Raw genomic sequence first — 24,890 nt, 5'->3', positions numbered from 1 at the left:
CTCCGGGGAGCGGGTGCGCGAAAAAGCCGCCCGACGCTGCGGGCGGCTCGTCGCGTTCTGGGGTGCTGCGCTCAGCGGGTTTCGCGGTGCGCGGTGTGCAGGTGGCACTTGGGGCAGAACTTCTTCAGCTCAAGACGATCCGGGTCGTTGCGCCGGTTCTTCTTGGTGATGTAGTTGCGCTCCTTGCACTGCGTGCACGCCAAGGTGATCTTCGGACGAACTTCCGACTGCTTCTTGGCCATCGCCTTGCTCTCTCTCTTTCACCGTTGCCGGTCCGTGGTAGCGGGAGCGGGACTCGAACCCGCGACACAGCGATTATGAGCCGCTTGCTCTACCGCCTGAGCTATCCCGCCCCCGTTCGGAGTACCCAACGGGCACGATGGGCGGTTTGTTCCATCACCCCAAACGCAGAGCCCCCATGCGGAATCGAACCGCAGACCTTCTCCTTACCATGGAGACGCTCTGCCGACTGAGCTATAGGGGCCTGGACCGCGTGAAACATTACACGACCGATCGTCTCGTCCTCAAATCGAGGGACGGCCCGCGCGGCACTCAGCCGTCGACGGCTCCGACCGGGCTGATCTCTGTGAATCCGAGCCGGCGGTACAGGTGGAACGCGTCGGCCGACGTCTCCTCCTGGGCGTTCAGCGCGATGCTCTCCCACCCGAGCCGATGGCAGGCCTCGGCGGCCGACAACAGCAGCAGGGTGCCCAGCCCACGCCGACGATGGTCGGGATGGACGAACAGCTCGATCACGAACGGCACCGCGGGAATGCCCTCCCACGGCGGGCTGGTCACGGTCTGGACGCACCCGAGCAGTGTGCCGTCGGCGTCCTCGACCACCAGCGAAGCCTGCTCGACGGGCGTGCCGTACTCGCCGGCGAAGACCCCCTCCATCTCTTCCACGGCATCTTCGAGGTCGACCGCAGCGACACCCTTGGGGTAGGAATCCCAGTACAGCGCGCCCAGGGCGTCGGCATCGTCGGGAGCCTGGGGACGCAGGCGCACCCCGGCCGGGACGTCCGGCTGGGTGAGTGGGAGGCTGCGCTGCATCAACACGGCGCCCATTCTAGGTCGTTTCGCGTAGCCCGGGGCGCAAGCCGGGGGCGCGGGTCGCCGCTCAGGCCCGCACGAAGATCTCCACCCGGCGGTTGAGTTGGCGGCCCGCGGGATTGTCCTTGCTGTCCAACCGTTTCGGGGCGTGGTGTCGGGGGTGTCGCGGCGGTGTCGCAATCCGGCGACATGGTGTGCCGCTGCCGCCTCGCGGCCCCGGCGCCGGGGATCCCACCACATTCCCCCAGACGACGGAAGCCATCCGTGATCCAGGCCATATGGCCTAGTCAGGATGGCTTCCAACGGGTGGCAGGTGTAGGATTCGAACCTACGTAGGCGATGCCGACGGTTTTACAGACCGCTCCCTTTGGCCGCTCGGGCAACCTGCCGTTGGTGGTGTGGGCCGAGGAACAAGATAGCAAGTCCGACGGGGCGCGGACCAATCGAGACGAACGTGAGGTGAGGACGGACGATGGCGGGCGACAGCTCCTTCGACGTGGTGAGCAAATTCGACCAGCAGGAACTGGAGAACGCGGTCAACATGACCGCCAAGGAGATCCGGAACCGCTACGACTTCAAGGGCACCGAGGCCGCGATCCGGGTGTCCGGCGACGTGATCGACATGGAGGCCTCCGGAGAGGAGCGGGTGAAGGCGATCCTCGACGTGCTGCAGACCATGCTGGTGCGCCGCAAGATCGACCTCAAGGCGCTCAAGCCGGGCGACCCGCGGATCAGCGGCAAGATCTGGAAGCTGACCGCCACCATGCAGCAGGGCATCGCCACCGAGGACGCCAAGCGGATCGCCAAGCTGATCCGCGACTCCGGGCCCAAGGGCGTCAAGACGCAGGTGCAGGGCGACGAACTGCGCGTCTCCAGCAAGAAGCGCGACGACCTGCAGGCCTGCCAGAAGCTGATCCGCGAGGCCGACTACGACTTCGCGGTCCAGTTCGCCAACTACCGGTGAGCGCCCGCGGCAGGGCCGCCCACAGCAGGGTTCGGCATCGGGGGCGCGGTCGTTGCGCGGCCGGGCCCGACCGGACCTCGCCCCGAAAAATGCCGCACCTCCTCACGGGTGAAACCCATACCGCGAACGCCTTTCGCGCACTGGGGTCGTAGGTGGGCGGAGGGGCTCGCCCACATTCAACCGTCGCCTCGGCGACCAACGGTCCCTACCTCGTGCGCAGCATGACGGTGGGGTGACCGCATCGCCCCACCGGTTGCGCGCACCTCCGACCCACGGTGGGTCGGCCGCGACGCGAAAAAATCCCACTGGCATTCGAAATCGAATCCGTGCACGCCCTGGAGGTGCTGGACTCGCGGGGGCGACCGACGTTGACGGTCAGCCTCACCTTGGCCGATGGCGCGACGGCCGAGGCCGGTGTGCCGTCGGGAGCGTCCACCGGAACCCGTGAGGCCGTCGAACTGCGCGACGGCGACCCGGCCCGCTTCGGAGGCGCCGGGTGACCAAGGCGGTCGGCAACGTCAACGGCGAGCTCAACGAGCACCTGAGCGCGCGGTCCTGGAGCGACCTGGCCGAGGTGGACCAGGCGATGCGCGACCTCGACGGCACGCCCAACAAGGCGCGCCTGGGCGCCAACGCGCTGATCGGCACCTCGATGGCCCTGGTCCGGGCACTGGCCGCCAGCGTGGCGGCGGAAGGCCACTCCACCGGGCTGGGCGACGAGGGCGGCTTCGCGCCCAAGCTCGCCGAACCCGAGGAGGTGCTGCAGGTGATCGTCAACGCCATCGACGACGCGGGCTACCCGACCGGACGCCAGGGCGTGGGAATCGCGCTCGACCCGGCCGCCTCGGAGTTCTTCAGCGACGGCGGCTACAAGGTGAACGGCCAGCAGTTGAGCAGCGACGACATGATCGCCCGCTACGCCGCCATGATCGACGCGTTCCCGATCTGGAGCATCGAGGACGGCCTCGGCGAGCAGGAGCCGACCGGCTGGCAGCGGCTGACCGCGGAACTCGGCGACCGCGTGCAACTGGTCGGCGACGACAAGTTCTGCACCAGCCAACTCCCGTCGTCGGCTGCCGCTACCCTGGCGGGCTGTGAGCAGGCTGCGGGTCGCGACGGCGAACGTGAACGGCGTTCGCGCCGCCGTCCGCCGGGGGTTCGGCGATTGGCTGGCCGATCGGCGCCCGGACATCGTCGCGCTGCAGGAACTGCGCTGCCCGGTCGATGAACTGCCGGTGCAGGCGTGGCCGGAGCACCAGTGGGCCTACCACCCGGGGCTGCTGGCCGGCCGCAACGGGGTCGCGGTGCTCAGCCGGTGGACGCCGTCGGCGGTGCGGATGGGTTTCGGCAGCCAGGCCTTCGACCACGAGGGCCGCTACCTGGAGATCGACGTCGAACCGCCGGACATGGCGCCGTTGACGGTGGGCTCGTTGTACCTGCCCAAGGGCGGACGCCCCGAGGACGGCCCGTCCTTCGCCGCGAAGCAGCGCCGCAAGCTGCGCTTCATGGCCTCGTTCAGGCGGTACCTGACCACCGCGCGGCGCACGGCTTTGCGGCAGGGACGGGAGTTCCTGGTGATGGGCGACTTCAACATCGCCCACACCACCGACGACCTGGCCAACCCGGGCGCCAACCGACGCTACCCAGGCTTCATGCCCGACGAGCGCGACTGGTTCGGCACCCTGCTGACGCCGCGGACGCTGACCGACGTCGTCCGGGCGCTGCATCCCGGGGTGAAGGGGCCCTACACGTGGTGGCGGTGGGGCGGCCAGGCGTGGGATCGGGGCACCGGGTGGCGGATCGACTACCAGCTCGCCTCCCCCGGCCTGGCCGCCGCGGCCGTGGCGGCGGGGACGGATCGCGAGGCGTCCTACGAGGCGCGGATGAGCGACCACTCGCCCGTGGTCGTCGACTACGCCTGGTGACCGGCGCCGTCAGAGACCGGCGAACAGCGCGTCCACCTCGGCGGGGTCGACCTCTTCGAGGCGGGCCGGACTCCAGGACGGGTTGCGGTCCTTGTCGACCACCTGGGCCCGGACGCCCTCGCGGAAGTCGGGGCGCAGCACCATCGGCACGGCCAGCGCCAGATCCTGGCCGAGCACGGCGGCCACGTCGGGCAGGGTGGCCGCCCGCCGGATCGCCGCCAGGCTCACCGCCACCGAGAACGGGCAGCGCTGCCGCAGCTCTGCCCCGGTGGCGCGAGCCTCGGCGTCCGCGTGCTGCTCGAGCCGGGTGACGATCAGCAAGGGGTCGTCACCGGCGTAGCATTCGTCGATCCAGTGCCGACGAGGCGGCAGCAGTGCCGGCGGGACCGCACCCTCGGCACGATCGGCCAGGCCGATCGCCACGGCGTCCGCCGCACCCACGCTGCCGCCGGTCAACGCCAGGTGGGTGCCCAGCTCGCCGGGCGCCCGGGAGAGCTCGTACAGCACACCTACGTCGGGGAAGATGCCGATGATCGCCTCGGGCATCGCCAGCCGGCTGTCGGAGCGGACGACCCGCTCGGGGCAGTGCGCCGACAGCCCCATGCCGCCGCCCATCGTGATGCCGAACATCTCGGCCCGGATCGGCTTGGGGTAGTTGGCGATCAGCGCGTCGACGGCGTACTCGATGGTGAAGAACGCCTCGGCGGCAGCCGCACCGCGCTCGACCAACTCGGCGCGTAGGGCGCGGATGTCGGCACCCGAACACAGTCCGCGCTCCCCCGCGCCGCGCAGCAGCACGCGCTCGACACCGTCGTCGTCGAGCCAGTCGCTCAACCGTTCGCCGATCGCGATCAGCATCGCCACGCTCAACGCGTTGATCGCCCGCGGCCGGTTCAACGTGATCAGGCCGACGCCGTCCGCCACGTCGAAGGTGACCTCGTCGGTCATCGGTGTACTCCCATCGTTCGGTGCTCGTCGAAGTAGCGGACCAGCAGGGTGATGATCAGCGCCAGCCCCGCCAGGCCGAGTGCGATTCCGGTGTCGTTGCGCCAGGCCAGGTTGCCGGCGCCGTAGCCGAGCAGGACGCTGGTGACCGCCACCGCGACCCGCTGCACCCGTTCGGTGGGCCGGGTCAGCGGCAGCAGCAGCCCACCCCAGAGCAGGTACCAGGAATGCATGGCGGGGCCCAGCAGCGCGACCACCAGGTACGACCAGGCCAGGAACGTCACCGGTTTGCGCCGGGCGACGGTGACCGCGAGGTAGGCCACGATCAGCGCGGACGCCACCACCCCGGCGACCAGCAGGCCGCCGGCGATCTGGCTGCCCAGAGCCGGGTACCCGGCGGCCACCAGCAGCAGCCGGACGCCCTCGCCGATCAGCGACAGCGGTGCCAGGGTGACCACCCGGCCGGGCACGTCGAGGGCGTTGATCCAGCCGAAACCCAGCCCGGTGGCCAGCGAGATCGCGACGAAGGTGGCCACAGCGATCGCCGAGGACAGCACCGCCCGGCCCAGCTTGTTCAGTACGTGCTGGGTGTTCCATTGCCAGGGCAGCCCGATCAGGGCGACCGGATAGGCGGCCAGCAGAGCCGGCTGTTTCACCGCGGCCGCCACCCCGACGATGATCGCGCCCAGCCAGACCCGTTGCGGACGCTGCAGGGTCAGGTACAGCGCGAGGATGATCAGCCCGATCATCAGCCCGTCGTTGTGCATGCCGCCGACCAGGTCGATGATCAGCAGCGGGTTGATCGTCGAGAACCAGGCGGCGAGCTGGACGTCGGTGCCGAGCCGGGCCGCCAGGCGGGGCAGGAAGTACACGATCAGCACCACGCCGATCAACGCGGGGATGCGCATCAGCAGGGTCGAGTAGTACGGGTTCAGCCCGCCCAGCACCACCATCAGGTGGGAGATCTGCAGACTGAGCGGGCCGTAGGGGGCGGCTGTGTAGCGCCACACCCAGGCGACCTGGTCGGCGAACGCGCCCGGAAGCACGCTGACCGGGGTGTCATAGGGATTCAGCCCGTTGTGCAGCAGCCAGCCCTGCGCCGCGTAGGAGTAGGCGTCGTGGCTGAAGATCGGCGGTGCGAACAGCAGCGGCAGGCTCCACAGCAGGCCGACGGCCCAGTGCTTGAAGTCGAGGTAGAGGCCGGGCCGGAGCCGAAACCAGGCGTCGACCAGCAACACCACCGCGGCCACCACCAGAGCGGTGCCGATCACCTTCGCCGGCCAGGTGTCCCAGCCCAGCGCCCGGATCGGCGCCCACCAGGGACTGTTCTGCGGCAGGTAGGCCGGGGTGAGCGAGCCCACGAACAACAAGGTGGTGGCCAGCAGTCCACGCCTGACGGCCGGCACGCGCCACGCGGTGACGATATCGTGCCAGTAGCCCGCCAGCACCTCCCGGGTGGGCCACCGCAGCCTCGGCACGGCCGACGCCTGCTCCAGCTCTCTCACCGTGATCCTTCGTCCGTGCCCCCGATGTGCCCAGCTCAGCGTAACGGTGGACCCGCCGAACCGCCTTAGCGCCCCACAGCGTCGGCTGACCACTGATAGAGCCATTCCCACGCCGATTAGTAGTACCAATATGCGAGAATCGCCGCCCGGATGCCGAACCACCCCGGGGTGCGGGGTAATTTCGCCCCCATGTTGCGCCACATCGCACCGCACAGGGTGACCCGCCGTCACCGCTGCCGGTCGCGCCGGTGCGGCCGCGCGATGTGTTGCGCCTGAGTTGTCTCACCACGATCGAGTTCCCCGGCCCGGTCCCCCCACACGTCCAGGAGATCCCATGAACACATCTGCGCCCGCCCGAGTGCGACCCCCGCGCGAGGGCCGTAGCAACGGCCAGTGGCTGGTCGACGGCACGACGCCGCTCAACCACAACGAGGAGTTCAAGGCCGAGGACAACCCGCTCAACGTGCGGCAGCGGATCGAGACCGTCTACGCCCAGCAGGGCTTCGACTCGATCCCCGAGGACGACCTGCACGGCAGGTTCCGCTGGATGGGGCTGTACACCCAGCGCCGCCAGGACATCCCCGGCAGCCGGACGGCCTCGCTCGGCCCCGAGGAACTCTCGGACAAGTACTTCATGCTGCGCATCCGCATCGACGGCGGTGCGGTCAGCACCGACCAGTTGCGAGTGATCGGCGGCATCAGCCGCGAGTTCGGACGCGACAGCGCCGACATCTCCGACCGGCAGAACATCCAGCTGCACTGGATCCGCATCGAGGACATGCCCGAGATCTGGCGCCGGTTGGAGTCGGTCGGGCTGATCACCACCGAGGCGTGCGGCGACTGCCCCCGGGTCATCCTGGGCTCGCCGGTGGCCGGTATCGCCGCCGACGAGATCATCGACCCCACCCCGGTGATCGAGACGATCGTCGAGCGGTACATCGGCGAACTCGACCTGGCCAACCTGCCGCGCAAGTTCAAGACGGCGATCACCGGCCACCCCAGCCTGGACGTCGTGCACGAGATCAACGACATCTCGCTGGTCGGCGTTGTGCATCCCGAACTTGGCCCCGGCTACGACCTGTGGGTCGGCGGTGGCCTGAGTGTCGCCCCCCGGCTCGCCGAACGCCTCGGCGCCTTCGTCAGCCAGGATCGGGCTCCCGAGGTGTGGGCGGGCGTGGTCGGCATCTTCCGCGACTACGGCTACCGGCGGCTGCGCAACAAGGCCCGGCTGAAGTTCCTGCTCGCCGAGTGGGGGCCGGCCAAGTTCCGCGAGGTGCTCGAGAACGAGTACCTCGGCTACGCACTGCCCGACGGCCCCGCCCCGGCGCCGGCCACCGACGCCGGCGACCACGTCGGCGTCCACGCGCAGAAGGACGGCCTCTTCTACGTCGGCTTCGCGCCCACCGTCGGCCGGGTGTCCGGGCCCATCCTGGACGCCGTGGCGCAGGCCGCCGAGCGTGTCGGGTCGCAGCGCGTACGGTTCACCCCGCACCAGAAGCTGCTCGTCCTGGACGTCCCCGGCGACCAGGTCGCCGGCCTGACCGAGGAGCTCAAGGCACTCGGCCTGCACGCCGACCCGAGCCCGTTCCGGCGGCACACCATGGCCTGCACCGGCATCCAGTACTGCAAGCTGGCCTTCGTCGACACCAAGGACACCGCCACCGCCACCATCGACGAGCTGGAGCGCCGGCTCGCCGACGTCACGCTCGACCTGCCGATCAGCCTGCACCTCAACGGCTGCCCCAACTCGTGCGCGCGCATCCAGACCGCAGACATCGGGCTGAAGGGCCAGATCCTGACCGGCGCGGACGGCGAGCCCGAGTTCGGCTTCCAGGTGCATCTCGGCGGCGGACTCGCCTCCGACAACCGCGAGGAGCCCGGCCTGGGCCGCACCGTGCGCGGGCTCAAGGTGAGCGCCGAGGAACTGCCCGGCTACGTCGAGCGGGTGGTCCGCCGCTACGCCGCGGACGCCGACGCCGGCGAGACCTTCTCGGCCTGGGCCAAGCGCAGCGACGAGGAGGTGTTGCGGTGAGCGCCGGCACGATCGAGCGGCGCAGCGTCGAGGAGCTGAAGGCGCTGGTCGAGTCGGCACAACGGCACGGCGCCGACTGGAGCGCCGACGACGTCGCCGCCTGGACCGCGGAGCACTTCGCCGGCCGGGTCGCGGTGGCCTGCTCGATGGCCGGCGACACGGTCGTGCCGCACCTGGTCGCCCGGCAGCTGCCGGGCGTCGACGTACTGTTCCTGCAGACCGGCTACCACTTCCCCGAGACCATCGCCACCCGTGATGCGCTGGCCGCGGCCGCGCCGGTGCGGATCGTGGAGGTGCTGCCCGAGCAGACCGTCGCCGAGCAGGACGTGACCTACGGCGCCCGGCTGCACGACCGGAACCCCACGTTGTGCTGCCAGTTGCGCAAGGTCGACCCGATCAACTCCACCCTCGGCGAGTACGAGGCGTGGGTGACCGGGGTGCGGCGTGAGGACAACGCGCTGCGCGCCAACACCCCGCTGGTGGAGTGGGACGAGAGCCACCAGATGGTGAAGATCAACCCGATCGCGGCCTGGACCCACGACGAACTGGTCGGCTATGCCCGCGACCACGACGTGCCCACCAATCCGCTGCTCGAGCAGGGCTATCCGTCGATCGGCTGCGCGCCCTGCACCCGTCCGGTCGCCCCGGGCGAGGATCCCCGCTCCGGGCGCTGGGCCGGTCAGAACAAGACCGAGTGCGGGCTGCACGTGCATGACGAGGACGCCGCCCCGGCGCCCCGCTTCGGCACCGTGTTGCAGGAGTTGAAGCTGACGCCCGGCCGGGGCACGGGAGCCGCCTGATGCGACCCGTGACGCAGACCGCCGTGGCGTCCGACCCTGTGGAGCGCACCAGGCCGGTCACGGAGGGCGCGTGACGACCGCGAATCCCCTGGTCCTGGCCGTGCACGGCACCCGCTCGGCCGCCGGCACCCGCACCTCGCAGCAGCTGGCCGCGGCGGTCGCCGCCGCCTGCGGCGCCGAGGTGCACCTGGGTTGGGTGGACATCCACCGGCCCACCCTGACCGACACGCTGCGGGCCCTGCCGGCCGCCGTGGTGGTGCCGGTGTTCCTGACCAGCGGCTACCACGTCACCTCCGACATCCCGGCCGCCATCGCCGCGGCCGGCGGCCGGTCGAGCGCCACCCCGCTGATCGGCGCCGACGTGCTGCCCGCGGTACTGGAGAACCTGCGCGCACTCGGCGACGTCGACGCCGTGGTGCTGGCCGGCGCCGGCTCGCTGCGGCCCGGCGCGGTCGGCGAGGTGCAGGCGGCGGCGCAGGCTCTGTCCCGGGCGGTCGGACGCCCCGCGCGGGCCGGCTTCGTCACCGCCGCGTCCCCCACCGTGGCCGAAGCGGTCGCCGAACTGCGCGCCGCCGGCCACCGCCGGGTGGCGATCGCGTCGTACCTGCTCGCCCCCGGACTGTTCAGCGAACGCCTGCAGGACGCCGGTGCCGACGCGGTCAGCGAACCGGTCGGCGTCCACCCCCTGCTCGTCGAGGAGATCGTTCAACGCTGGCGCATCGCCGGCACCCCCGACCAGGCCCCGTCCCGACTGAAAGCCGTCAATGACTGAAGTTCTCGACCAACCAGTAAGCTGGCTCGGATTGTCACAACAGAGGGAGGGCGACGCCCGCATGAGCGAGGTTCGCAGCGTCGACCGGGTCGTCATCCGTTTCGCCGGTGACTCCGGCGACGGCATGCAGTTGACCGGAGACCGGTTCACCTCAGACACCGCACAGCTGGGCAACGACTTCTCGACCCTGCCGAACTTCCCGGCCGAGATCAGGGCGCCCGCCGGCACCGTGGCCGGGGTTTCCAGCTTCCAGGTGCACTTCGCCGACTTCGACATCCGCACCCCGGGCGACCGGCCCGACGTGCTGGTCGCGATGAACCCGGCCGCGCTGAAGGCCAACCTGCACGACCTGCCCCGCGGGGCGGTGATCCTGGCCGACACCGCCGACTTCACCACCCGCAACCTGGCCAAGGTCGGCTACCCCGCCGACCCGCTCACCGACGGCACACTCGACGCCTACGAGGTGCACGCCCTCGACCTGACCGGCCTGGCCGTCGCCGCCGTCGCACCGTTCGGGTTGGGCCGCAAGGACGCCGCGCGCACCAAGAACATGTTCGCGCTGGGCCTGCTCACCTGGCTGTACAGCCGCCCCGAGCAGGGCACGCTGGACTTCCTGGCCCGCAAGTTCGCCGGCAAGCCCGACATCCGCGACGCCAACGTGGCCGCCTTCAAGGCCGGCTACGCGTACGGGGAAACCACCGAGGTGTTCACCGCCCGCTACCAGGTGGCGCCGGCGCCGACCCCGCCGGGTACCTACCGGCAGATCACCGGCAACACCGCGCTCGCGTACGGGCTGATGGCCGGCGCGGCGAAGGCCGGGCTGCAGCTGTTCCTGGGCGCCTACCCGATCACCCCGGCCTCCGACGTGCTGCACATCCTGTCCCGGACCAAGGACCACGGGGTGATCACCTTCCAGGCCGAGGACGAGATCGCCGCCGTCGGGGCGGCGCTGGGCGCCTCGTACGCCGGCGCGCTGGGCGTCACCAGCACGTCCGGCCCCGGCATGGCGCTGAAGATGGAGACCATCTCGCTGGCGGTGATGCTCGAGCTGCCGCTGGTGATCTGCGACGTGCAGCGGGCGGGGCCGGCGACCGGCATGCCGACCAAGACCGAGCAGGCCGACCTGTTCCAGGCGGTCTTCGGACGCCACGGCGAGGCCCCGCTGCCCGTGATCGCCGCCCAGTCCCCCGGCGACTGCTTCGACACCGCGGTGGAGGCGGTGCGGATCGCGCTCACTTACCGCACCCCGGTGATCCTGCTGTCGGACGGCTATCTGGGCAACGGCGCCGAGCCGTGGGCGGTGCCGAACCTGGCCGACCTGCCCGCCATCGACCCAGGGTTCGCCACCGAGGTGCCGGCGGACGGCGAGTTCCTGCCCTACAGCCGCGACGACAAGCTGGCCCGGCCGCTTGCGGTCCCCGGCACCCCGGGAATGGAGCACCGCATCGGCGGCATCGAGAAGGCGGCCGGCACCGGCAACGTCAGCTACGACCCCGACAACCACGAGCACATGGTGCGACTGCGGCAGGCGAAGGTGGAGGGGATCGCCGACACCCTGGCCCCGCTCCAGGTGGACGATCCCAGCGAGGCCGCCCGGGTGCTGGTGGTCGGCTGGGGCTCGAGCTACGGCCCGATCTCGGCCGCCGCCCGCCGCGTCCGGCTGAGCGGTCGTCCGGTGGCGACGCTGCACCTGCGGCACCTGAACCCGCTGCCGCACGATCTGGGCGCGATCCTGCGCTCCTACGACCGGGTGATCGTGCCGGAGATGAACCTGGGACAGTTGGCGATGATCCTGCGCGCCAGGTACCTGGTCGACTGCGAAAGCTACTCCCGGGTCCGCGGCCTGCCGATCTCGTTGTCGGAACTGGCCGAGGACCTGATCGCCATCATCGACGGAAAGGACGGACGATGACCGCGACCACCTCCTCCGGGCTGTCCGGGGTGCCGCTGGCACTGACCCCGCTGAACCGCAAGGACTTCACCTCCGACCAGGAGGTGCGCTGGTGCCCGGGCTGCGGCGACTACGCCGTGCTGGCCGCCTTCCAGGGGCTGATGCCGCAGCTGGGTATCAGGCGCGAGAACACCGTGATCGTGTCCGGGATCGGCTGCTCGTCACGCTTCCCGTACTACGTGGACTCCTACGGGATGCACTCGATCCACGGCCGCGCGCCGGCGATCGCGACCGGCGTGGCCACGGCCCGCGACGACCTGGCCGTGTGGGTGATCACCGGTGACGGAGACGCCCTCAGCATCGGCGGCAATCACCTGATCCACGCGCTGAGGCGCAACGTGAACATCACCATCCTGCTGTTCAACAACCGCATCTACGGTCTCACCAAGGGTCAGTACTCTCCGACGTCCGAGCTGGGCAAGGTGACCAAGTCGACCCCCGTCGGCTCGGTGGACTACCCGTTCAACCCGATCTCGTTGGCGCTCGGCGCAGAGGCCGGGTTCGTCGCGCGGACGATCGACTCGGACCGGGCGCACCTGACCGAGGTGCTGACCGCCGCCGTCGCCCACCGTGGTGCGGCCCTGGTGGAGATCTACCAGAACTGCCCGATCTTCAACGACGACGCGTTCCTCGAACTGAAGGGGCCCAAGGCGCCGGGCGTGATCCGGCTGGTCGACGGCCAGCCGGTGACGTTCGGGCCGGACGGCGCTAGGTCCGTGGTGCGGCGCACGGACGGCTCGCTCGAGGTGGTGGACACCGCCGACGCCGACCCCGCTCGGGTCGTCGTCCACGACGCCCGGGCCGACGACCCGACCGCGGCGTTCGCGTTGTCGCGGCTGACCGACACCGGCGTCCTGCAGCAGGCGCCGATCGGCATCTTCCGCGACGTGGACCGGCCGTCGTTCGACGACGGCGTCCGCGAGCAGGTCGAGATGCCCTCGCCCGCCGAGAGACTGACGGCGCTGCAGGGTCTGCTGAACGGCTCGGACACCTGGACGGTCAACTGAGCCGACCGCCGGCGGTAGCGGATCAGTCCTGGTCGGAACCGGCGCGAGGCGTGGCAGCGACGGCCAGCAGTCCACCCAGCAGGCCCAGGTTCTTCAGCGCCTGCAGTTGGTTGGCGGCCTTGGCCTGCTCGTCACCCTTCCAGAACGGGTGGCCCGCGAGGGTGGTCGGCAGCAACGCGCCGGCGACGGTCAGCGCACCGAGCCGCGGAGCGATCCCCAGGGCCATGGCCAGGCCACCGGCGACCATCGCGCCGCCGTTGAGCCGTACCGCCTGGTCCGCGTACTCCTCGGGGATGCCGAACGCGGCGGCGGCCTTGGTCCGGCCGCCGGGTTCCTTCGCGGCCTGGTAGCCCAGCACGATGAAGGGGGTGCCCAGCGCGACTCGCGCCAGTGCGGAGAGCAGAGACATCGGTTGTTCCTCTCGATCGTCGCGGCCGGAGCCGCCCGAATCAGTCTATGGGTCGACGCCTGCCGGGCGGCCGCCCGCTCACGCCGACGTCCGACCAGAGCACGACCCCCGGACGCGCGGCGTCCGGGGGTCGCAGGGTGGAGCTCAGGGGTCCTGGCGCCCGCCGTCGTCGTCGGGGCCGGCCGTGTCGGCCAGGTCGGCCGGATCGGTGGTGCCTTGCGGGTCGTCCTCGACGGAGAGGTTGCCGAAGTCCTGCTCGGTGACACCGGCGTCGGTGTCACTCTCGTGCTGCTGCTCGGACATGGTGATTCGCCTTCCGGTTTGATCGTTGTCGGCAAGCCTCGCCGGGCGGCTCGGCGAGCACAACCCCCGAACGGGTGGCAGCACACGATACGGCGAGGCCGAGGCGACGGCGCAGCGCATAGGATCGCCCGGTGACCGCGTTCGATCTCGACCCTGGCGTCCGGGCCCAGGACGACCTGTTCCGACACGTCAACGGCCCGTGGCTGGCCAGCACGGCGATACCCGACGACAAGCCCTCCTACGGCACGACCACGGTGCTCAGGGACGCCGCCGAGGACGCGGTGCGCGACATCGTCACCGGCCTGACCGGCGCCGAGCCGGGCACCGATGCCGCCAAGGTGCAGGACCTGTTCTCGTCGTTCATGGACACCGAAACCGTCGAGCGCCGCGGCCTGGCGCCGCTGGCGCCGCTGCTCGCCGAGATCGACGCCATCGACGACCTGCCGGCGCTGCTCGACTACTTCGGCCGCAGCGTCCGGCGCCGCACCGGATCGCCGCTCGATGTCGATGTCGATTCGGATCCGGGCGACCCGACCCGGTACGCGCTGTTCGTCGGCCAGTCCGGGCTCGGCCTGCCCGACGAGGAGTACTACCGCGACGAGCGCTTCGCCGACGTGCTGGCCCGCTATCGCGAGCACGTCGCCACGACCCTGGAGTTGGCCGGCCTGGACGCCACCGGGGCGGGCTCGGTGGTCGAACTGGAGACCGAGATCGCCGCCCGGCACTGGGACAAGGTGCGCACCCGCGACCTCGTGCAGATGTACAACCCGGTCGCTCCCTCGTCGTTCGCGCGCACCGTGGACTGGCTGCGGATGTTCACCGCCGCCGGGGTCGGACCGATCGATCAGCTGATCGACGCGCAGCCGTCGTTCGCCGTCGAACTGGCCGACCTGCTGGGCGCCGAGCGCCTGCCGGCCTGGCGGGCCTGGGCCCGCTTCCACCTCATCTCGGCGTTGTCGCCGTACCTGCCCGAGCAGTTCGTCGCCGCCCGGTTCGCCTTCTACGGCACCGTGCTGCACGGCATCCCGACCAACCGGGAGCGGTGGCGACGCGGCATCGCCCTGGTCGAGCGTTGCCTCGGCGAGGCGGTCGGCCGGCTGTACGTCGAACGGCACTTCTCGCCGGTGGCGAAGCAGCGCATGGATGAACTCGTGGCCAACCTGGTCGAGGCGTACCGGATCTCGATCAGCGAACTGGACTGGATGACCGAGACCACCCGCGCGCAGGCGTTGGACAAGCTGTCCAAGTTCATCCCCAAGATCGGCTACCCGGACCGGTGGCGGGACTACACCGCGCTCGAGATCCGCGCGGACGACCTGCTGGGCAACGTGCTGCGCTCGGCGGAGTTCGAGGCCGCCTACGAACTCGCCAAGCTCGGCGGCCCGATCGACCGGCACGAGTGGTTGATGACGCCGCAAACGGTGAACGCCTACTACCACCCGCTGCGCAACGAGATCGTCTTCCCGGCCGCGATCCTGCAGCCGCCGTTCTTCACCGCGGACGCCGACGAGGCCGTCAACTACGGCGCGATCGGGGCTGTGATCGGCCACGAGATCGGGCACGGATTCGACGACCAGGGCGCCACCTGCGACGGCGACGGCAAGCTTCGGGACTGGTGGACGCCCGAGGACAAGGCCGCCTTCGAGGAGCGCACCCGGGCCCTAGTCGAGCAGTACAACACGTTGAGCCCGGCCGAGACCCCCGGGCACGACGTCAACGGCGAACTCACCCTGGGCGAGAACATCGGCGACCTGGGCGGGCTCGCCATCGCCTACCAGGCCTGGCGGCTGGCGATCGGCGACGAGGAACCCGAACCCATCGACGGCCTCAGTGGTGCGCAGCGGCTCTTCTTCGCCTGGGCGCGGGCCTGGCAGCAGAAGATCCGGCCCGAGGCGCTGATCACCCAGCTCACCAACGACCCGCACGCTCCCGACGAGTTCCGCTGCAACCAGGTGGTGCGCAACCTGCCCGAGTTCTACGACGCGTTCGGCGTCACCGGCGACGACGAGCTGTGGCTGCCGCCCGAGGAACGCGTGAAGATCTGGTAGCGGCACCCGTCATCCCGGGGCAGGCCCGGGATGACGGACCCGGCGTGCTCAGAGTGCGGGTCCGTGCCAGGGGGCGACCTCTTCGAGGGCCGCGGCCAGCCCGAGCAGCACGTCCTCGCGGCCGAAGGTGCCGCCCAGCATCACCCCGATGGGCAGTTCCGGCGAGCCGGCGCCCGCGGCGGTGGCGGTGTGCAACGGCAGGCTGACGGCGGGTCGTCCGGTCAGGTTGTACACCGACGTCCACGGCGTGAAACGGGTCTGGGCGGCGAAGTCCCCTGCCGGGTCTGCATCGTCGCGCAGGCTGCCCAGCACGGCCGGCGGCTGCGCCAAGGTCGGCGACAGCACCACGTCGAACCGCTCCCACGCCCGCGCCACCTGCTGGGTCAGCAACTGGATGGACGCCAGCGCGCCGGCGAACTCGAGCGCGCTCGCCCGGCGTCCGGCGTCGCGCAGCCAGCGGGTCAGCGGGGTGAGCAGCGGCTCGGCCCCGGGCGGCAGTGGGATGCTCAAGGCCCCCAGCGACCAGACCGAGGCGAAGGCCTGCCACTGCTCGGCGGCGAACGGGACGGCCGCCTCGGTGACATCGTGCCCCAGCCCCTCGAGCAGGAGCGCGGCCCTGGCGACGGCGTCAAGGCAGGCGGGGTGCACGTCGGCGTCGTCGGCGATCACCGGAGTGGTGAGCAGGCCGACCCGTAGCCGCGCCGGGGTGCGGCCGCAGGCGGCCAGGTAGCCGCCCGGCGCGGTCGGGGCCCAGTAGGTGTCGCCGGGGTGTGGCCCGGCGAGCACGTCCAGGGCCAGCGCCGTGTCCCGGACCGTCCGGCTGAGCACACCGTCGGTGCCGAGTCCCGGGCCCGGCGGCCGGTTGCCCGACGAGATCAGGCCGCGGCTGGCCTTGAACCCGACCAGCCCACAGGCGGACGCCGGGATGCGGATCGAGCCGCCGCCGTCCGAGGCGTGGGCGATCGGCGCGATACCGGACGCCACCGCGGCGGCCGCTCCCCCACTGGAGCCGCCCGCCGAACGGGTCGGATCCCACGGCGTCACGGCGGGCGGGCCGGTGTCGGGTTCGGTGTAGCAGGGCAATCCGAACTCCGGGACGTTCGTCTTGCCGATCATGCTGGTGCCGGCGTCGGCGAACCAGCCCACGATGGGGTCGTCCGTCTCGGCCACCACCCCCTGCAGCGCGGCGCTGCCGGCCGCCCACGGCAACCCGGCGACCTGGTTGAGGTCCTTGATCGGGCACGGCACGCCGGCGAGCCGGAGCCGTTCGCCGGCGCGGATCCGCCGGTCGGTGTGCCGGGCGTCTTCGAGCGCCCGCGCCGGGGCGACGTGGGTGAACGCACCGAACTGCGGCCCGCGCTGCTCGGCGAGGGCAAGGGCGGCCTCGGCCACCTCGACGGCCGACAGCTGCCCGGCATTCACCTCCCGGGCGATGTCCAGGGCGGACAGCGAGGTGTAGGTGGAGGCGTCCAGCATGGCCGCCATCCTGTCACCTCCGCCCTGCCCCGGCGGTCACGACCGGGAGGTGGCGTCGCACCGACCAGAGATCCCGGGTCAAGCCGGGATGACGTGGCCCGCACCGCCCGCAGGTCCCGGGTCAAGCGCGGGAATGACGTGACCTCACGTCATCCAGGCGCACGCCGGGATCTAGGAGGCCGTACTAGCGACAGCGAGGACTCAGTCCTGGATCTTCTTGGGGTCGAGGATGCCCGAGATGGTCGGCTCGAACGCGGGGCCGAGCTGCTTGACCGCGAGGCGGCCGACCAGTTGCTGGTCGGTGGTGACCCGTTCGGAACGCCCACTGCCCAGGAAGGTGATCGTCCAGTGCAGCAGGGTGGTGATCCGGTTCTTGAAGCCGACCACGTAGATCAGGTGCAATCCCAGCCAGGCCAGCCAGGCCATGAAGCCGCTGAACTGCACCTTGTCGCTGATCTTGGCGACCGCCCCGAAGCGGCTGATGACCGCCATCGAGCCCTTGTCGAAGTAGCTGAACTTCTCGGTGACCGGGGTGCCGTTGTGCTCGCCGATGATCTTCTTCGCGGCGTACTTGGCGCCCTGGATGGCCACCTGCGCGACGCCGGGCAGCCGGTCCAGCGCCATCATGTCGCCGATCACGAACACCTCCGGGTGTCCGGGCAGGGTCAGGTCGGGCTGCACCGGCACCCGCCCGGCCCGGTCGGTCTCGATGCCGCACTGCTCGGCCAGCGTCCGACCCAGCGGGCTGGCCTGGACGCCCGCGGCCCACACCTTGCAGATCGCGTCGATGCGCTCGGTGCTGCCGTCGGGGTTCTTGATGTCGAGGCCGGTCGCGTCGAGGTTGGTCACCATCGCGTTGAGCTTCACCTCGACGCCGATCCGCTCCAACTCCTTCTGCGCGGCCGCGGACAGCTTCGGACCGAACGGCGGCAGCACCACCGGGGCGGCGTCGAGCAGCAGCACCCGGCACTGCCGGGTGTCGATGTTCCGGAACGACTCGACCAGCGTCTTGTGGCACAGCTCGACGATCTGACCGGCCAGCTCGACCCCGGTGGGGCCGGCGCCGACGATGACGAACGTCATCAGCGAGCGGCGCTCGGCGGCGTCCTGGCTGAGCTCGGCCATCTCGAGCGCGCCGAAGATGCGGGCGCGCAGCTCGAGCGCGTCGTCGATGCTCTTCATGCCGGGCGCGAAGGTCGCGAAGTGGTCGTTGCCGAAGTACGACTGGCCGGCGCCGGCGGCGACGATGAGATGGTCGTACCGCAGGATGATCTGTTTCGACAGCTTCTCGCCCACCACGATGCGGCTGTTCAGGTTGATCGAACTGACATCGCCGAGCAGCACCCGCGCGTTCTTCTGATTGCGCAGGATGTCGCGGGTGGCGGGTGCGATCTCGCCGCTGGAGAGAATGCCGGTCGCCACCTGGTACAGCAGCGGCTGGAACAGGTGGGCGGTGGTCTTGCTGATGAGCGTCACGTCCACGTCGGCCCGGGCCAGGGCGCGCGCTGAGAACAGGCCACCGAAACCGGAGCCGATGATGACGACGTGGGGACGTGGCATGGGCTACTCCAGGGAACTGTCGAACGGCGGCTGTCTCGGGTCGAGTCTGCCGCCCGTGCGGAATGCTGGCAAGCGTGAACGCTCTGTGGGACGGCTCAGGCGCTGCGCGAGACGATCTGATCGCACAACTCGTACAGCGCCTCGCGGGCGACCGACGCCGGCAGTCGCGACAGGTGGTCCTTCGCCACCTGGGCCCGCCGGTCGACCTCGGCCCGCGCCTTGGCCAGCGCGTCGTGCGAGCGCATCAACCCCAGCGCCTCGGCCAGCTCGTCGGAATCGTCGAGCGGCCGACCGATCAGTTCACGCAGCCGGGCGTCCGCGGGGTCGTCGGCGGAGCGCACCAGCAAGGTCGGCAGCGTCCAGACGCCCTCGCGCAGATCGGTGCCGGGCGTCTTGCCGGTGGAGTCGCTGGCGATGTCGATGATGTCGTCGCTGAGCTGGAACACGACGCCGATCTCCTCACCGAAGGCTGCCAGCGCCTGCAGCACGGGCTGGGGGGCGCCGCACACCATGCCGCCGAACACCGCCGACGCGGCGATCAGCGAGCCGGTCTTGTCGGCCACCACCTGCAGGTAGTGGCCCACCGGGTCGTCGTCCGCGGCGGGCCCCCGCGTCTCGGCGATCTGGCCCTGCACCAGCCGGGCGAAGGTCTCCGCCTGCAGCGTGACGTACTCGACGCCCAGGGTCGCCACGATCGAGGACGCCCGCGCGAAGAGGAAGTCGCCGATCATGATCGCCACCGAGTTGCCCCACCGGTGGTTGGCGCTGTCGGCACCGCGACGCAGCTCGGCATCGTCCATCACGTCGTCGTGGTACAGGCTGGCGACGTGGGTCAGCTCGACCACCATCGCCGCCCGCTCGATCGCGTCGTCGTCGGCCCCCGGATACAGCTGCGAGGCCAGTGCCACCAGCAGCGGCCGGAACCGCTTGCCGCCGGCGTTGATGATGTGCGACGCCACCTCGGTCACGAACGGCGTCTGGCCGAAGGCGGACGCCGACAGCCGCGCTTCGATCGACTGCAGGCGCTCGCTGATCGACTGCGCGAACGAGGAGTCGACGCCGATCTCGAGAGTCACACTTCTTCCTTGCACTAGCGGGGTACGCACGGACGGATCCGTGTGGCGCGGGGCCGCCGGCTCGACCGGGTTCTCAGCTTAGCCTCAGCGCAGGAAGGTGCTCGCAGCGGTCGCCAGGTCGAGAACCGGGCCCGGGAACACGCCCAGCACGGCCACCCCGATCGCGGCCACGGCGATCGGCAACCAGGTGAACGCGCTGGCCCGGCCGACCACCACACCGTCGACCGGCTCCCCGAAGAACATCACCACGATGATCCGCAGGTAGAACACTGCAGCCACCAGGCTGAGCAGGACGGCGACGATCACCAGCCACTCGAACCCGCCACGCCACGCGGCGGCGAACACCGCCCACTTGCCGATGAAGCCAGCCGTCAGCGGGATGCCGGTGAAGCTGAGCATGAACAGCGCGAAGATGCCGGCCAGCAGCGGGCTGGTGCGTCCCAGCCCCGACCAGCTGGCGATCGCGTTGGCCTCACCGGACGCGTTGCGCACCATCGTGATGACGGCGAACGCCCCGACGCTGGCCAGGCCGTAGACCACCAGGTAGAACAGTGCCGAGCCGACGCTGTCGAGTGGGCTGGTCGGAGAGCCGGCGTAGGCGCCGACGACGGCGGTCATGATGAAGCCGGCGTGCGCGATCGAGCTGTAGGCCAGGGTGCGCTTGATGTCGGTCTGGGTCAGCCCCCACACCGCGCCCACCACCATCGTCGCCACCACGAGCACCGCGAGCAGCGGCTGCCACGACCAGCGCTCGCCCGACAGCGCCACGTAGAACACCCGCAGCGTCGCGCCGACCGCGGCCAGCTTGGTGCAGATCGCCATGAAGCCGGTCACCGGCGTCGGGGCGCCCATGTAGACGTCCGGCGTCCAGTTGTGGAAAGGCACCACGCCCACCTTGAACAGCAACCCGACGGCCAGCAGGCCCATGCCGGCGTACAGCACGCCCGAACCCATCGTCGGGTTCTGCACGGCGGTGGCGATGGCACTGAGATCGAACGAGCCCGCGTAGCCGTAGAGCAGCGCGACCCCGAACAAGAAGAAGGCCGAACTGAAGGCGCCCAGCAGGAAGTACTTCAGCGCCGCCTCCTGCGACAGCAGCCGGCGCCGGCGCGCCATGCCGCACATCAGGTACAGCGGCAGCGACAGCACCTCGAGCGCCACGAACATGGTGATCAGGTCGGCGGAGGCCGGGAACACCATCATGCCGCCGAGGGCGAACAGCGCCAGCGGGAAGACCTCGGTGTGCTCGAGCCGGGCGGCGGACGCCTCCGCCTCGGCCCGGCTGCCCGGCACGGTCGCGGCGGACGCCGCGAAGGCGCTCACCCCGCCGTTCAGTTCACGCTCGGCGAAGACCAGGATGGAGATCAGCCCGAACACCAGTAGGGCGCCCCACATGAAGTAGGTGGGGGCGTCCAGCATCATCGAGCCCATCGCGACCGGACCGCCCAACCCGGCCCGCCAGTTGGTGACGAGCAGGACGCCGGCGACGACGATGCTGGCGACGGTCAGGAACACCTGCGCGAAGAACCGCTGCGCCCGGGGCACCACGGCCTCGGCCAGGATGCCCAGGATCGCCGCGATCAGCACCAGCAGCACGGGTGCGATCGCCCGCCACTCGACCGTCATCACTTCTCTCCCTTCGCGGGCGCGACCGGGTCGGTCAGCTGCATCCGCTGCATCGCCGCCTGCGCGGTTGGTTCGGTCACGGCCATCACCGGCCCCGGCAGGAAGCCGAACAGCAGCATCAAGCCGATCACCGGCACCAGCACGGCCTTCTCGCGGCCGTCGAGGTCGGTGGTGATGTGCCGCTGCGTCGACTCGGTCACCGGGCCGGTCATCGTGCGCTGGTAGAGCCGCAGCCCGTAGGTGGCGGCCAGGATGATGCCCGTGGCGGCGATCGCGGCCACCCACGGCGTCCGCGACCAGGTGCCGGCGATCACCAGGAACTCGCTGACGAAGGTCGACATGCCGGGCAGTGAGATCGCCGACAGCACGGCCAGCAGCACCGAACCGGCCAGCACCGGTGCGACCTTCTCGACACCGCCGAAGTCGTTGATGTCGGCCGAGCCACGGCGCTTGATCAGGTACCCGACGGCGAGGAACAGCGCGGCGGTCGAGAAGCCGTGGTTGACCATGAAGAAGATCGAGCCGTTGATCGACTGGGTGGTGAACACGTAGATGCCGAGCACCATGAAGCCGAAGTGGCTGACCGAGGTGTAGGAGACCAGCCGCAGCAGATTCGTGGACGCGATCGCGGCCGCCGCCCCGTAGATGATCGACACCAGCGACAGGACGATCATCACCGGCGCCACCCACGCGCTCGCCTCGGGGAACAGCCCGATGCAGAACTTGATCATGGCGAAGGTGGCGATCTTGTCGAGGATGCCGACCATCATCGTGGACGAGCCCGGCGTGGCCTGTTCGGCGGCCAGCGGCAGCCAGGTGTGCACCGGCACCATCGGCGCCTTGACCACGAAGGCGATCAGGAAGCCGATCATCAGCCAGCGGCCCAGTTCGGTCGGCATCGGCAGCGCGGCCAGGTCGGCCAGCAGGTAGCTGGGCGTCCCGCCCAGCGACGCCGAGGTCGCGAACAGCCCGATCACCGAGGCGAGCAGGATGAACCCACCGATCAGGTTGAACATCAGGAACTGCACCGCGGCGACCCGGCGCCGGGCGCCGCCGAAGCCGCCGATCAGGAAGTACATCGGGATCAGGGTGGCCTCGAAGAACACGTAGAACAGCAGTACGTCGTCGGCCAGGAAGGTGAACAGCGCGGTGCCCTGCAGCGCCAGCGCCATCGCGAAGTAGCCCTGCGCATCCCACCGACCGTGGCCCGCGACGTCCCATTCGGCGATCATCACCACCGGCACGAGGAAGGTGGTGAGCAGCACCATCACCAGCCCCATGCCGTCGAGGCCGAGGGCCCAGTAGGCGCCGAAGGCGCGGATCCAGGGTTGCCGCACGGCCAGGTCCGTCCCGCCGAGGTACAGCACGGTCACGGCGACCGAGACGGCGAAGGTGAGCAGCGCGAAGGCCAGGCCGACGGGGCGGGCGGCCCGGCGCAGCGGCAGCGCCAGCACCAGCGCCCCCACCAGGGGCAGCAGGCCCAGGACGGTGAGCCAGGGGAATGTCATCTCGTCTCCTCCCTCAGCCGACCAGGCCGAGGATCAACACCGCGCCCACCGCCAGGACGCCGAGCACCATGGTCAGCGCGTAGCTGCGGACGTAGCCGTTCTGCGCCCTGCGGCCGGCCACGCTCAACCCGCCGATGGCGTCGGTGAACGTACCGACGAAGCCGTCGATGCCCTTGGCGTCGGTAGTCACCGCGGCCCGGGACATGGCCAGCACCGGCTGCACCACCAGGACGTCGTTGACGCTGTTGCCGTAGAGCTCGTTGCGTCCGGCCCGAGCCACCAGGTTGCCCTGCGGAGCGGTGGCCGGAACCTCGCGGCGTCCGAAGACCAGCCAGCCGACCAGCACCCCCAGCGCCACCACGGCCATCGTCGCCCAGCCGATCGGGGTGGGCAGCAGGTCGACCTCATGCGCGTGCGCGCCCGTCGCCGGCTCGAGCCACTCCTGGATCCACCAGTTCATCACCGCACCGGCGCCGATGCTGAGCACGGCCAGCACCACCAGCGGCACCGTCATCACCGCCGGCGACTCGTGCGGATGGACGCCGTCGGCCCAGCGCTTCGCGCCGCCGAAGGTCATCAGCATCAGCCGGGTCATGTAGAACGCCGTCACCCCGGCACCCAGCAGGGCCAGCGAACCGATCAGCATCGACTGGCCGAAGGCGGCCTCGATGATGTGGTCCTTGGAGAAGTAGCCGGAGGTGAGCGGGAAGCCGATGATCGCCAGGTAGCCGCAGGCGAAGGTCCAGAAGGTGACCGGCAGGTACTTCCACAGGCCGCCGTAGTGCCGCATCTCGACGTCGTCGTCCATGCCGTGCATCACCGAGCCGGCGCCGAGGAACATGTTGGCCTTGAACGCACCGTGGGTGAGCAGGTGGAAGATCGCGAAGGCGTAGCCGGCGGGGCCGATGCCGGCAGCCAGCATCATGTAGCCGATCTGGCTCATCGTCGAACCCGCCAGCACCTTCTTGATGTCGTCCTTGGCACAGCCGATCCAGGCGCCGGCCAGCAGCGTGACGGTGCCGACCAGCACGACGGTGGTCGCGGCCACCGTGCTGAGTTCGAAGATCGCGTGGCTGCGCACCACCAGGTAGACGCCGGCGGTGACCATGGTGGCGGCGTGGATGAGTGCCGACACCGGGGTCGGGCCCTCCATGGCGTCCAGCAGCCAGGCCTGCAGCGGCACCTGCGCGGACTTGCCGCAGGCACCGAGCAGCAGCAGCAGGCCGATCGCGGTCGGCCACGGGCCGACCAGGTTCGCCGCGCCGTGATTGACTTCGCTGAAGGCGGACGAGCCGAACTGGGCCAGCATCGCCGAGATGGCCAGCACCATGCCCAGGTCGCCGACCCGGTTCATCACGAACGCCTTCTTCGCCGCGGCGGCGGCTGACGGCTTGTGCTGCCAGAACCCGATCAGCAGGTAGGACGCCAGACCGACGCCCTCCCAGCCGACGAACAGCACCAGGTAGTTGTCGGCCAGCACCAGCACCAGCATCGCGGCGACGAACAGGTTCAGGTAGCCGAAGAACCGGCCCTTGCGTTCGTCGTGGGCCATGTAGCCGAGTGAGTAGACGTGGATCAGGCCGCCGACGCCGGTGATCAGCAGGCAGAACAGGATGGACAGCTGATCGACCAGCAGGCCCACGTCGAGCTGCCACGCGCCGGTCGAGAACCAGGTGTACAGCGGCACGGACACGGCCCGGGCGTCCGCCGGCGCGGCGAGTTGCTGGACGAACAGCGCCACCGCCAGCGCGAACGAGCCGGTGATGGTGGCCACCGCCAGTGCCGGCCCGGCCTTGCCGAGGAAACGCCCGAAACCGAGGATCAGCAGGGCACCCAGAGCGGGCAGCGCGATCATCAGCCAGGCGTAGCCGAACAGGCCGGTGGCGGCGACCGGGTCGACGATCTCCAGGCCGATCATGCGCGCACCCCA

Annotated in this window: 21 protein-coding genes, 3 tRNA genes and 1 pseudogene; 10 read left to right on the top strand and 15 right to left on the bottom strand. The window is 70.4% G+C overall.

The window, feature by feature from the left end; genetic code table 11:
- Positions 1 to 71: 71 nt before the first annotated feature.
- From rpmG to OIE40_RS08880, 5 genes are all read right to left on the bottom strand, one after another.
- The gene (gene rpmG, locus OIE40_RS08900; protein ID WP_264701848.1) at positions 72 to 242 is read right to left on the bottom strand and encodes a 50S ribosomal protein L33; all 171 of its coding nucleotides are present in this window, start codon (positions 240 to 242) and stop codon (positions 72 to 74) included.
- A 35-nt stretch (positions 243 to 277) separates the two neighbouring features.
- Positions 278 to 353: transfer RNA gene (locus OIE40_RS08895), tRNA-Met, on the bottom strand.
- 58 nt (positions 354 to 411) lie between these two features.
- A tRNA-Thr gene (locus OIE40_RS08890) sits at positions 412 to 484 on the bottom strand.
- A gap of 68 nt (positions 485 to 552) precedes the next feature.
- A complete protein-coding gene (locus tag OIE40_RS08885; protein ID WP_264702329.1) occupies positions 553 to 1,053 on the bottom strand; it encodes a GNAT family N-acetyltransferase in 501 nt (166 codons plus the stop codon).
- 307 nt (positions 1,054 to 1,360) lie between these two features.
- A tRNA-Tyr gene (locus tag OIE40_RS08880) sits at positions 1,361 to 1,442 on the bottom strand.
- A gap of 83 nt (positions 1,443 to 1,525) precedes the next feature.
- Between OIE40_RS08880 and OIE40_RS08875 the strand changes: the two genes are divergently transcribed.
- The 4 genes and pseudogenes from OIE40_RS08875 to OIE40_RS08860 all read left to right on the top strand — a co-directional run bounded on the left by OIE40_RS08875 (position 1,526) and on the right by OIE40_RS08860 (position 3,942).
- Positions 1,526 to 2,017, top strand: a complete 492-nt coding sequence (locus OIE40_RS08875; protein WP_264701847.1) for a YajQ family cyclic di-GMP-binding protein — start codon at positions 1,526 to 1,528, stop codon at positions 2,015 to 2,017.
- A 275-nt stretch (positions 2,018 to 2,292) separates the two neighbouring features.
- A pseudogene (locus OIE40_RS17025) lies at positions 2,293 to 2,642 on the top strand (hypothetical protein); the annotation flags it as partial.
- Positions 2,643 to 2,669: 27 nt separating this feature from the next.
- A complete protein-coding gene (locus OIE40_RS08865; protein ID WP_413774490.1) occupies positions 2,670 to 3,245 on the top strand; it encodes a phosphopyruvate hydratase family protein in 576 nt (191 codons plus the stop codon).
- Positions 3,142 to 3,942 carry an exodeoxyribonuclease III gene (locus OIE40_RS08860; RefSeq protein ID WP_264702327.1) on the top strand — a complete coding sequence of 267 codons (801 nt, stop codon included), beginning with the start codon at positions 3,142 to 3,144 and terminating at the stop codon, positions 3,940 to 3,942. Before OIE40_RS08865 ends, OIE40_RS08860 begins: the two co-directional genes overlap by 104 nt.
- Before the next feature lie 9 nt (positions 3,943 to 3,951).
- Here the strand turns inward: OIE40_RS08860 and OIE40_RS08855 are convergent, their stop codons facing one another.
- A complete protein-coding gene (locus OIE40_RS08855) occupies positions 3,952 to 4,890 on the bottom strand; it encodes an enoyl-CoA hydratase/isomerase family protein (protein ID WP_264701844.1) in 939 nt (312 codons plus the stop codon).
- Positions 4,887 to 6,392 (bottom strand): polyprenol phosphomannose-dependent alpha 1,6 mannosyltransferase MptB, encoded by a 1,506-nt coding sequence (gene mptB, locus OIE40_RS08850; protein ID WP_264701843.1) that lies wholly within the window; start codon positions 6,390 to 6,392, stop codon positions 4,887 to 4,889. The genes OIE40_RS08855 and mptB overlap by 4 nt, the downstream gene beginning before the upstream one ends.
- A 334-nt stretch (positions 6,393 to 6,726) precedes the next feature.
- On the opposite strand from mptB, the gene OIE40_RS08845 reads away from it, so the two are divergent.
- From OIE40_RS08845 to OIE40_RS08825, 5 genes are all read left to right on the top strand, one after another.
- The gene (locus OIE40_RS08845; protein WP_264701842.1) at positions 6,727 to 8,424 is read left to right on the top strand and encodes a nitrite/sulfite reductase; all 1,698 of its coding nucleotides are present in this window, start codon (positions 6,727 to 6,729) and stop codon (positions 8,422 to 8,424) included.
- The gene (locus OIE40_RS08840) at positions 8,421 to 9,224 is read left to right on the top strand and encodes a phosphoadenylyl-sulfate reductase (RefSeq protein ID WP_264701841.1); all 804 of its coding nucleotides are present in this window, start codon (positions 8,421 to 8,423) and stop codon (positions 9,222 to 9,224) included. Before OIE40_RS08845 ends, OIE40_RS08840 begins: the two co-directional genes overlap by 4 nt.
- A gap of 70 nt (positions 9,225 to 9,294) precedes the next feature.
- A complete protein-coding gene (locus OIE40_RS08835) occupies positions 9,295 to 9,996 on the top strand; it encodes a sirohydrochlorin chelatase (RefSeq protein WP_264701840.1) in 702 nt (233 codons plus the stop codon).
- Positions 9,997 to 10,057: 61 nt separating this feature from the next.
- A complete protein-coding gene (locus OIE40_RS08830) occupies positions 10,058 to 11,908 on the top strand; it encodes a 2-oxoacid:acceptor oxidoreductase subunit alpha (RefSeq protein WP_264701839.1) in 1,851 nt (616 codons plus the stop codon).
- Positions 11,905 to 12,954: a 2-oxoacid:ferredoxin oxidoreductase subunit beta gene (locus OIE40_RS08825; RefSeq protein ID WP_264701838.1), complete on the top strand. Its 1,050-nt coding sequence runs from the start codon at positions 11,905 to 11,907 to the stop codon at positions 12,952 to 12,954. The genes OIE40_RS08830 and OIE40_RS08825 overlap by 4 nt, the downstream gene beginning before the upstream one ends.
- 22 nt (positions 12,955 to 12,976) lie before the next feature.
- On the opposite strand, the gene OIE40_RS08820 is transcribed toward OIE40_RS08825, so the two are convergent.
- Together OIE40_RS08820 and OIE40_RS08815 are read right to left on the bottom strand one after the other, a co-directional pair.
- Positions 12,977 to 13,363, bottom strand: coding sequence for a DoxX family protein (locus tag OIE40_RS08820; RefSeq protein WP_264701837.1), 387 nt, complete (start codon positions 13,361 to 13,363; stop codon positions 12,977 to 12,979).
- Positions 13,364 to 13,507: 144 nt separating this feature from the next.
- Complete coding sequence (locus OIE40_RS08815; protein ID WP_264701836.1) at positions 13,508 to 13,666, bottom strand: hypothetical protein; 159 nt, start codon at positions 13,664 to 13,666, stop codon at positions 13,508 to 13,510.
- Between the two features lie 131 nt (positions 13,667 to 13,797).
- Between OIE40_RS08815 and OIE40_RS08810 the strand changes: the two genes are divergently transcribed.
- A complete protein-coding gene (locus tag OIE40_RS08810; protein WP_264701835.1) occupies positions 13,798 to 15,714 on the top strand; it encodes a M13 family metallopeptidase in 1,917 nt (638 codons plus the stop codon).
- Positions 15,715 to 15,762: 48 nt separating this feature from the next.
- Here OIE40_RS08810 and OIE40_RS08805 read toward each other — a convergent pair whose 3' ends face one another.
- From OIE40_RS08805 to nuoL, 6 genes are all read right to left on the bottom strand, one after another.
- Complete coding sequence (locus OIE40_RS08805) at positions 15,763 to 17,190, bottom strand: amidase (RefSeq protein WP_264701834.1); 1,428 nt, start codon at positions 17,188 to 17,190, stop codon at positions 15,763 to 15,765.
- Between the two features lie 201 nt (positions 17,191 to 17,391).
- Positions 17,392 to 18,750 (bottom strand): NAD(P)/FAD-dependent oxidoreductase, encoded by a 1,359-nt coding sequence (locus tag OIE40_RS08800; RefSeq protein WP_264701833.1) that lies wholly within the window; start codon positions 18,748 to 18,750, stop codon positions 17,392 to 17,394.
- Positions 18,751 to 18,845: 95 nt separating this feature from the next.
- Complete coding sequence (locus tag OIE40_RS08795) at positions 18,846 to 19,826, bottom strand: polyprenyl synthetase family protein (protein WP_413774484.1); 981 nt, start codon at positions 19,824 to 19,826, stop codon at positions 18,846 to 18,848.
- A gap of 84 nt (positions 19,827 to 19,910) precedes the next feature.
- Positions 19,911 to 21,452 (bottom strand): NADH-quinone oxidoreductase subunit NuoN, encoded by a 1,542-nt coding sequence (gene nuoN, locus OIE40_RS08790; RefSeq protein WP_264701832.1) that lies wholly within the window; start codon positions 21,450 to 21,452, stop codon positions 19,911 to 19,913.
- Complete coding sequence (locus OIE40_RS08785; RefSeq protein WP_264701831.1) at positions 21,452 to 22,960, bottom strand: NADH-quinone oxidoreductase subunit M; 1,509 nt, start codon at positions 22,958 to 22,960, stop codon at positions 21,452 to 21,454. The genes nuoN and OIE40_RS08785 overlap by 1 nt, the downstream gene beginning before the upstream one ends.
- Positions 22,961 to 22,973: 13 nt before the next feature.
- Positions 22,974 to 24,878 carry an NADH-quinone oxidoreductase subunit L gene (gene nuoL / locus OIE40_RS08780; protein WP_264701830.1) on the bottom strand — a complete coding sequence of 635 codons (1,905 nt, stop codon included), beginning with the start codon at positions 24,876 to 24,878 and terminating at the stop codon, positions 22,974 to 22,976.
- Between the last annotated feature and the right edge of the window lie 12 nt (positions 24,879 to 24,890).

The organism is Micropruina sonneratiae, from assembly GCF_025972045.1.
In the GTDB taxonomy this organism is placed as follows: domain Bacteria; phylum Actinomycetota; class Actinomycetes; order Propionibacteriales; family Propionibacteriaceae; genus Micropruina; species Micropruina sonneratiae.
The sequence above is the reverse complement of the archived record's forward strand: the minus strand, read 5'-3'. Positions and strand labels throughout refer to the sequence as shown.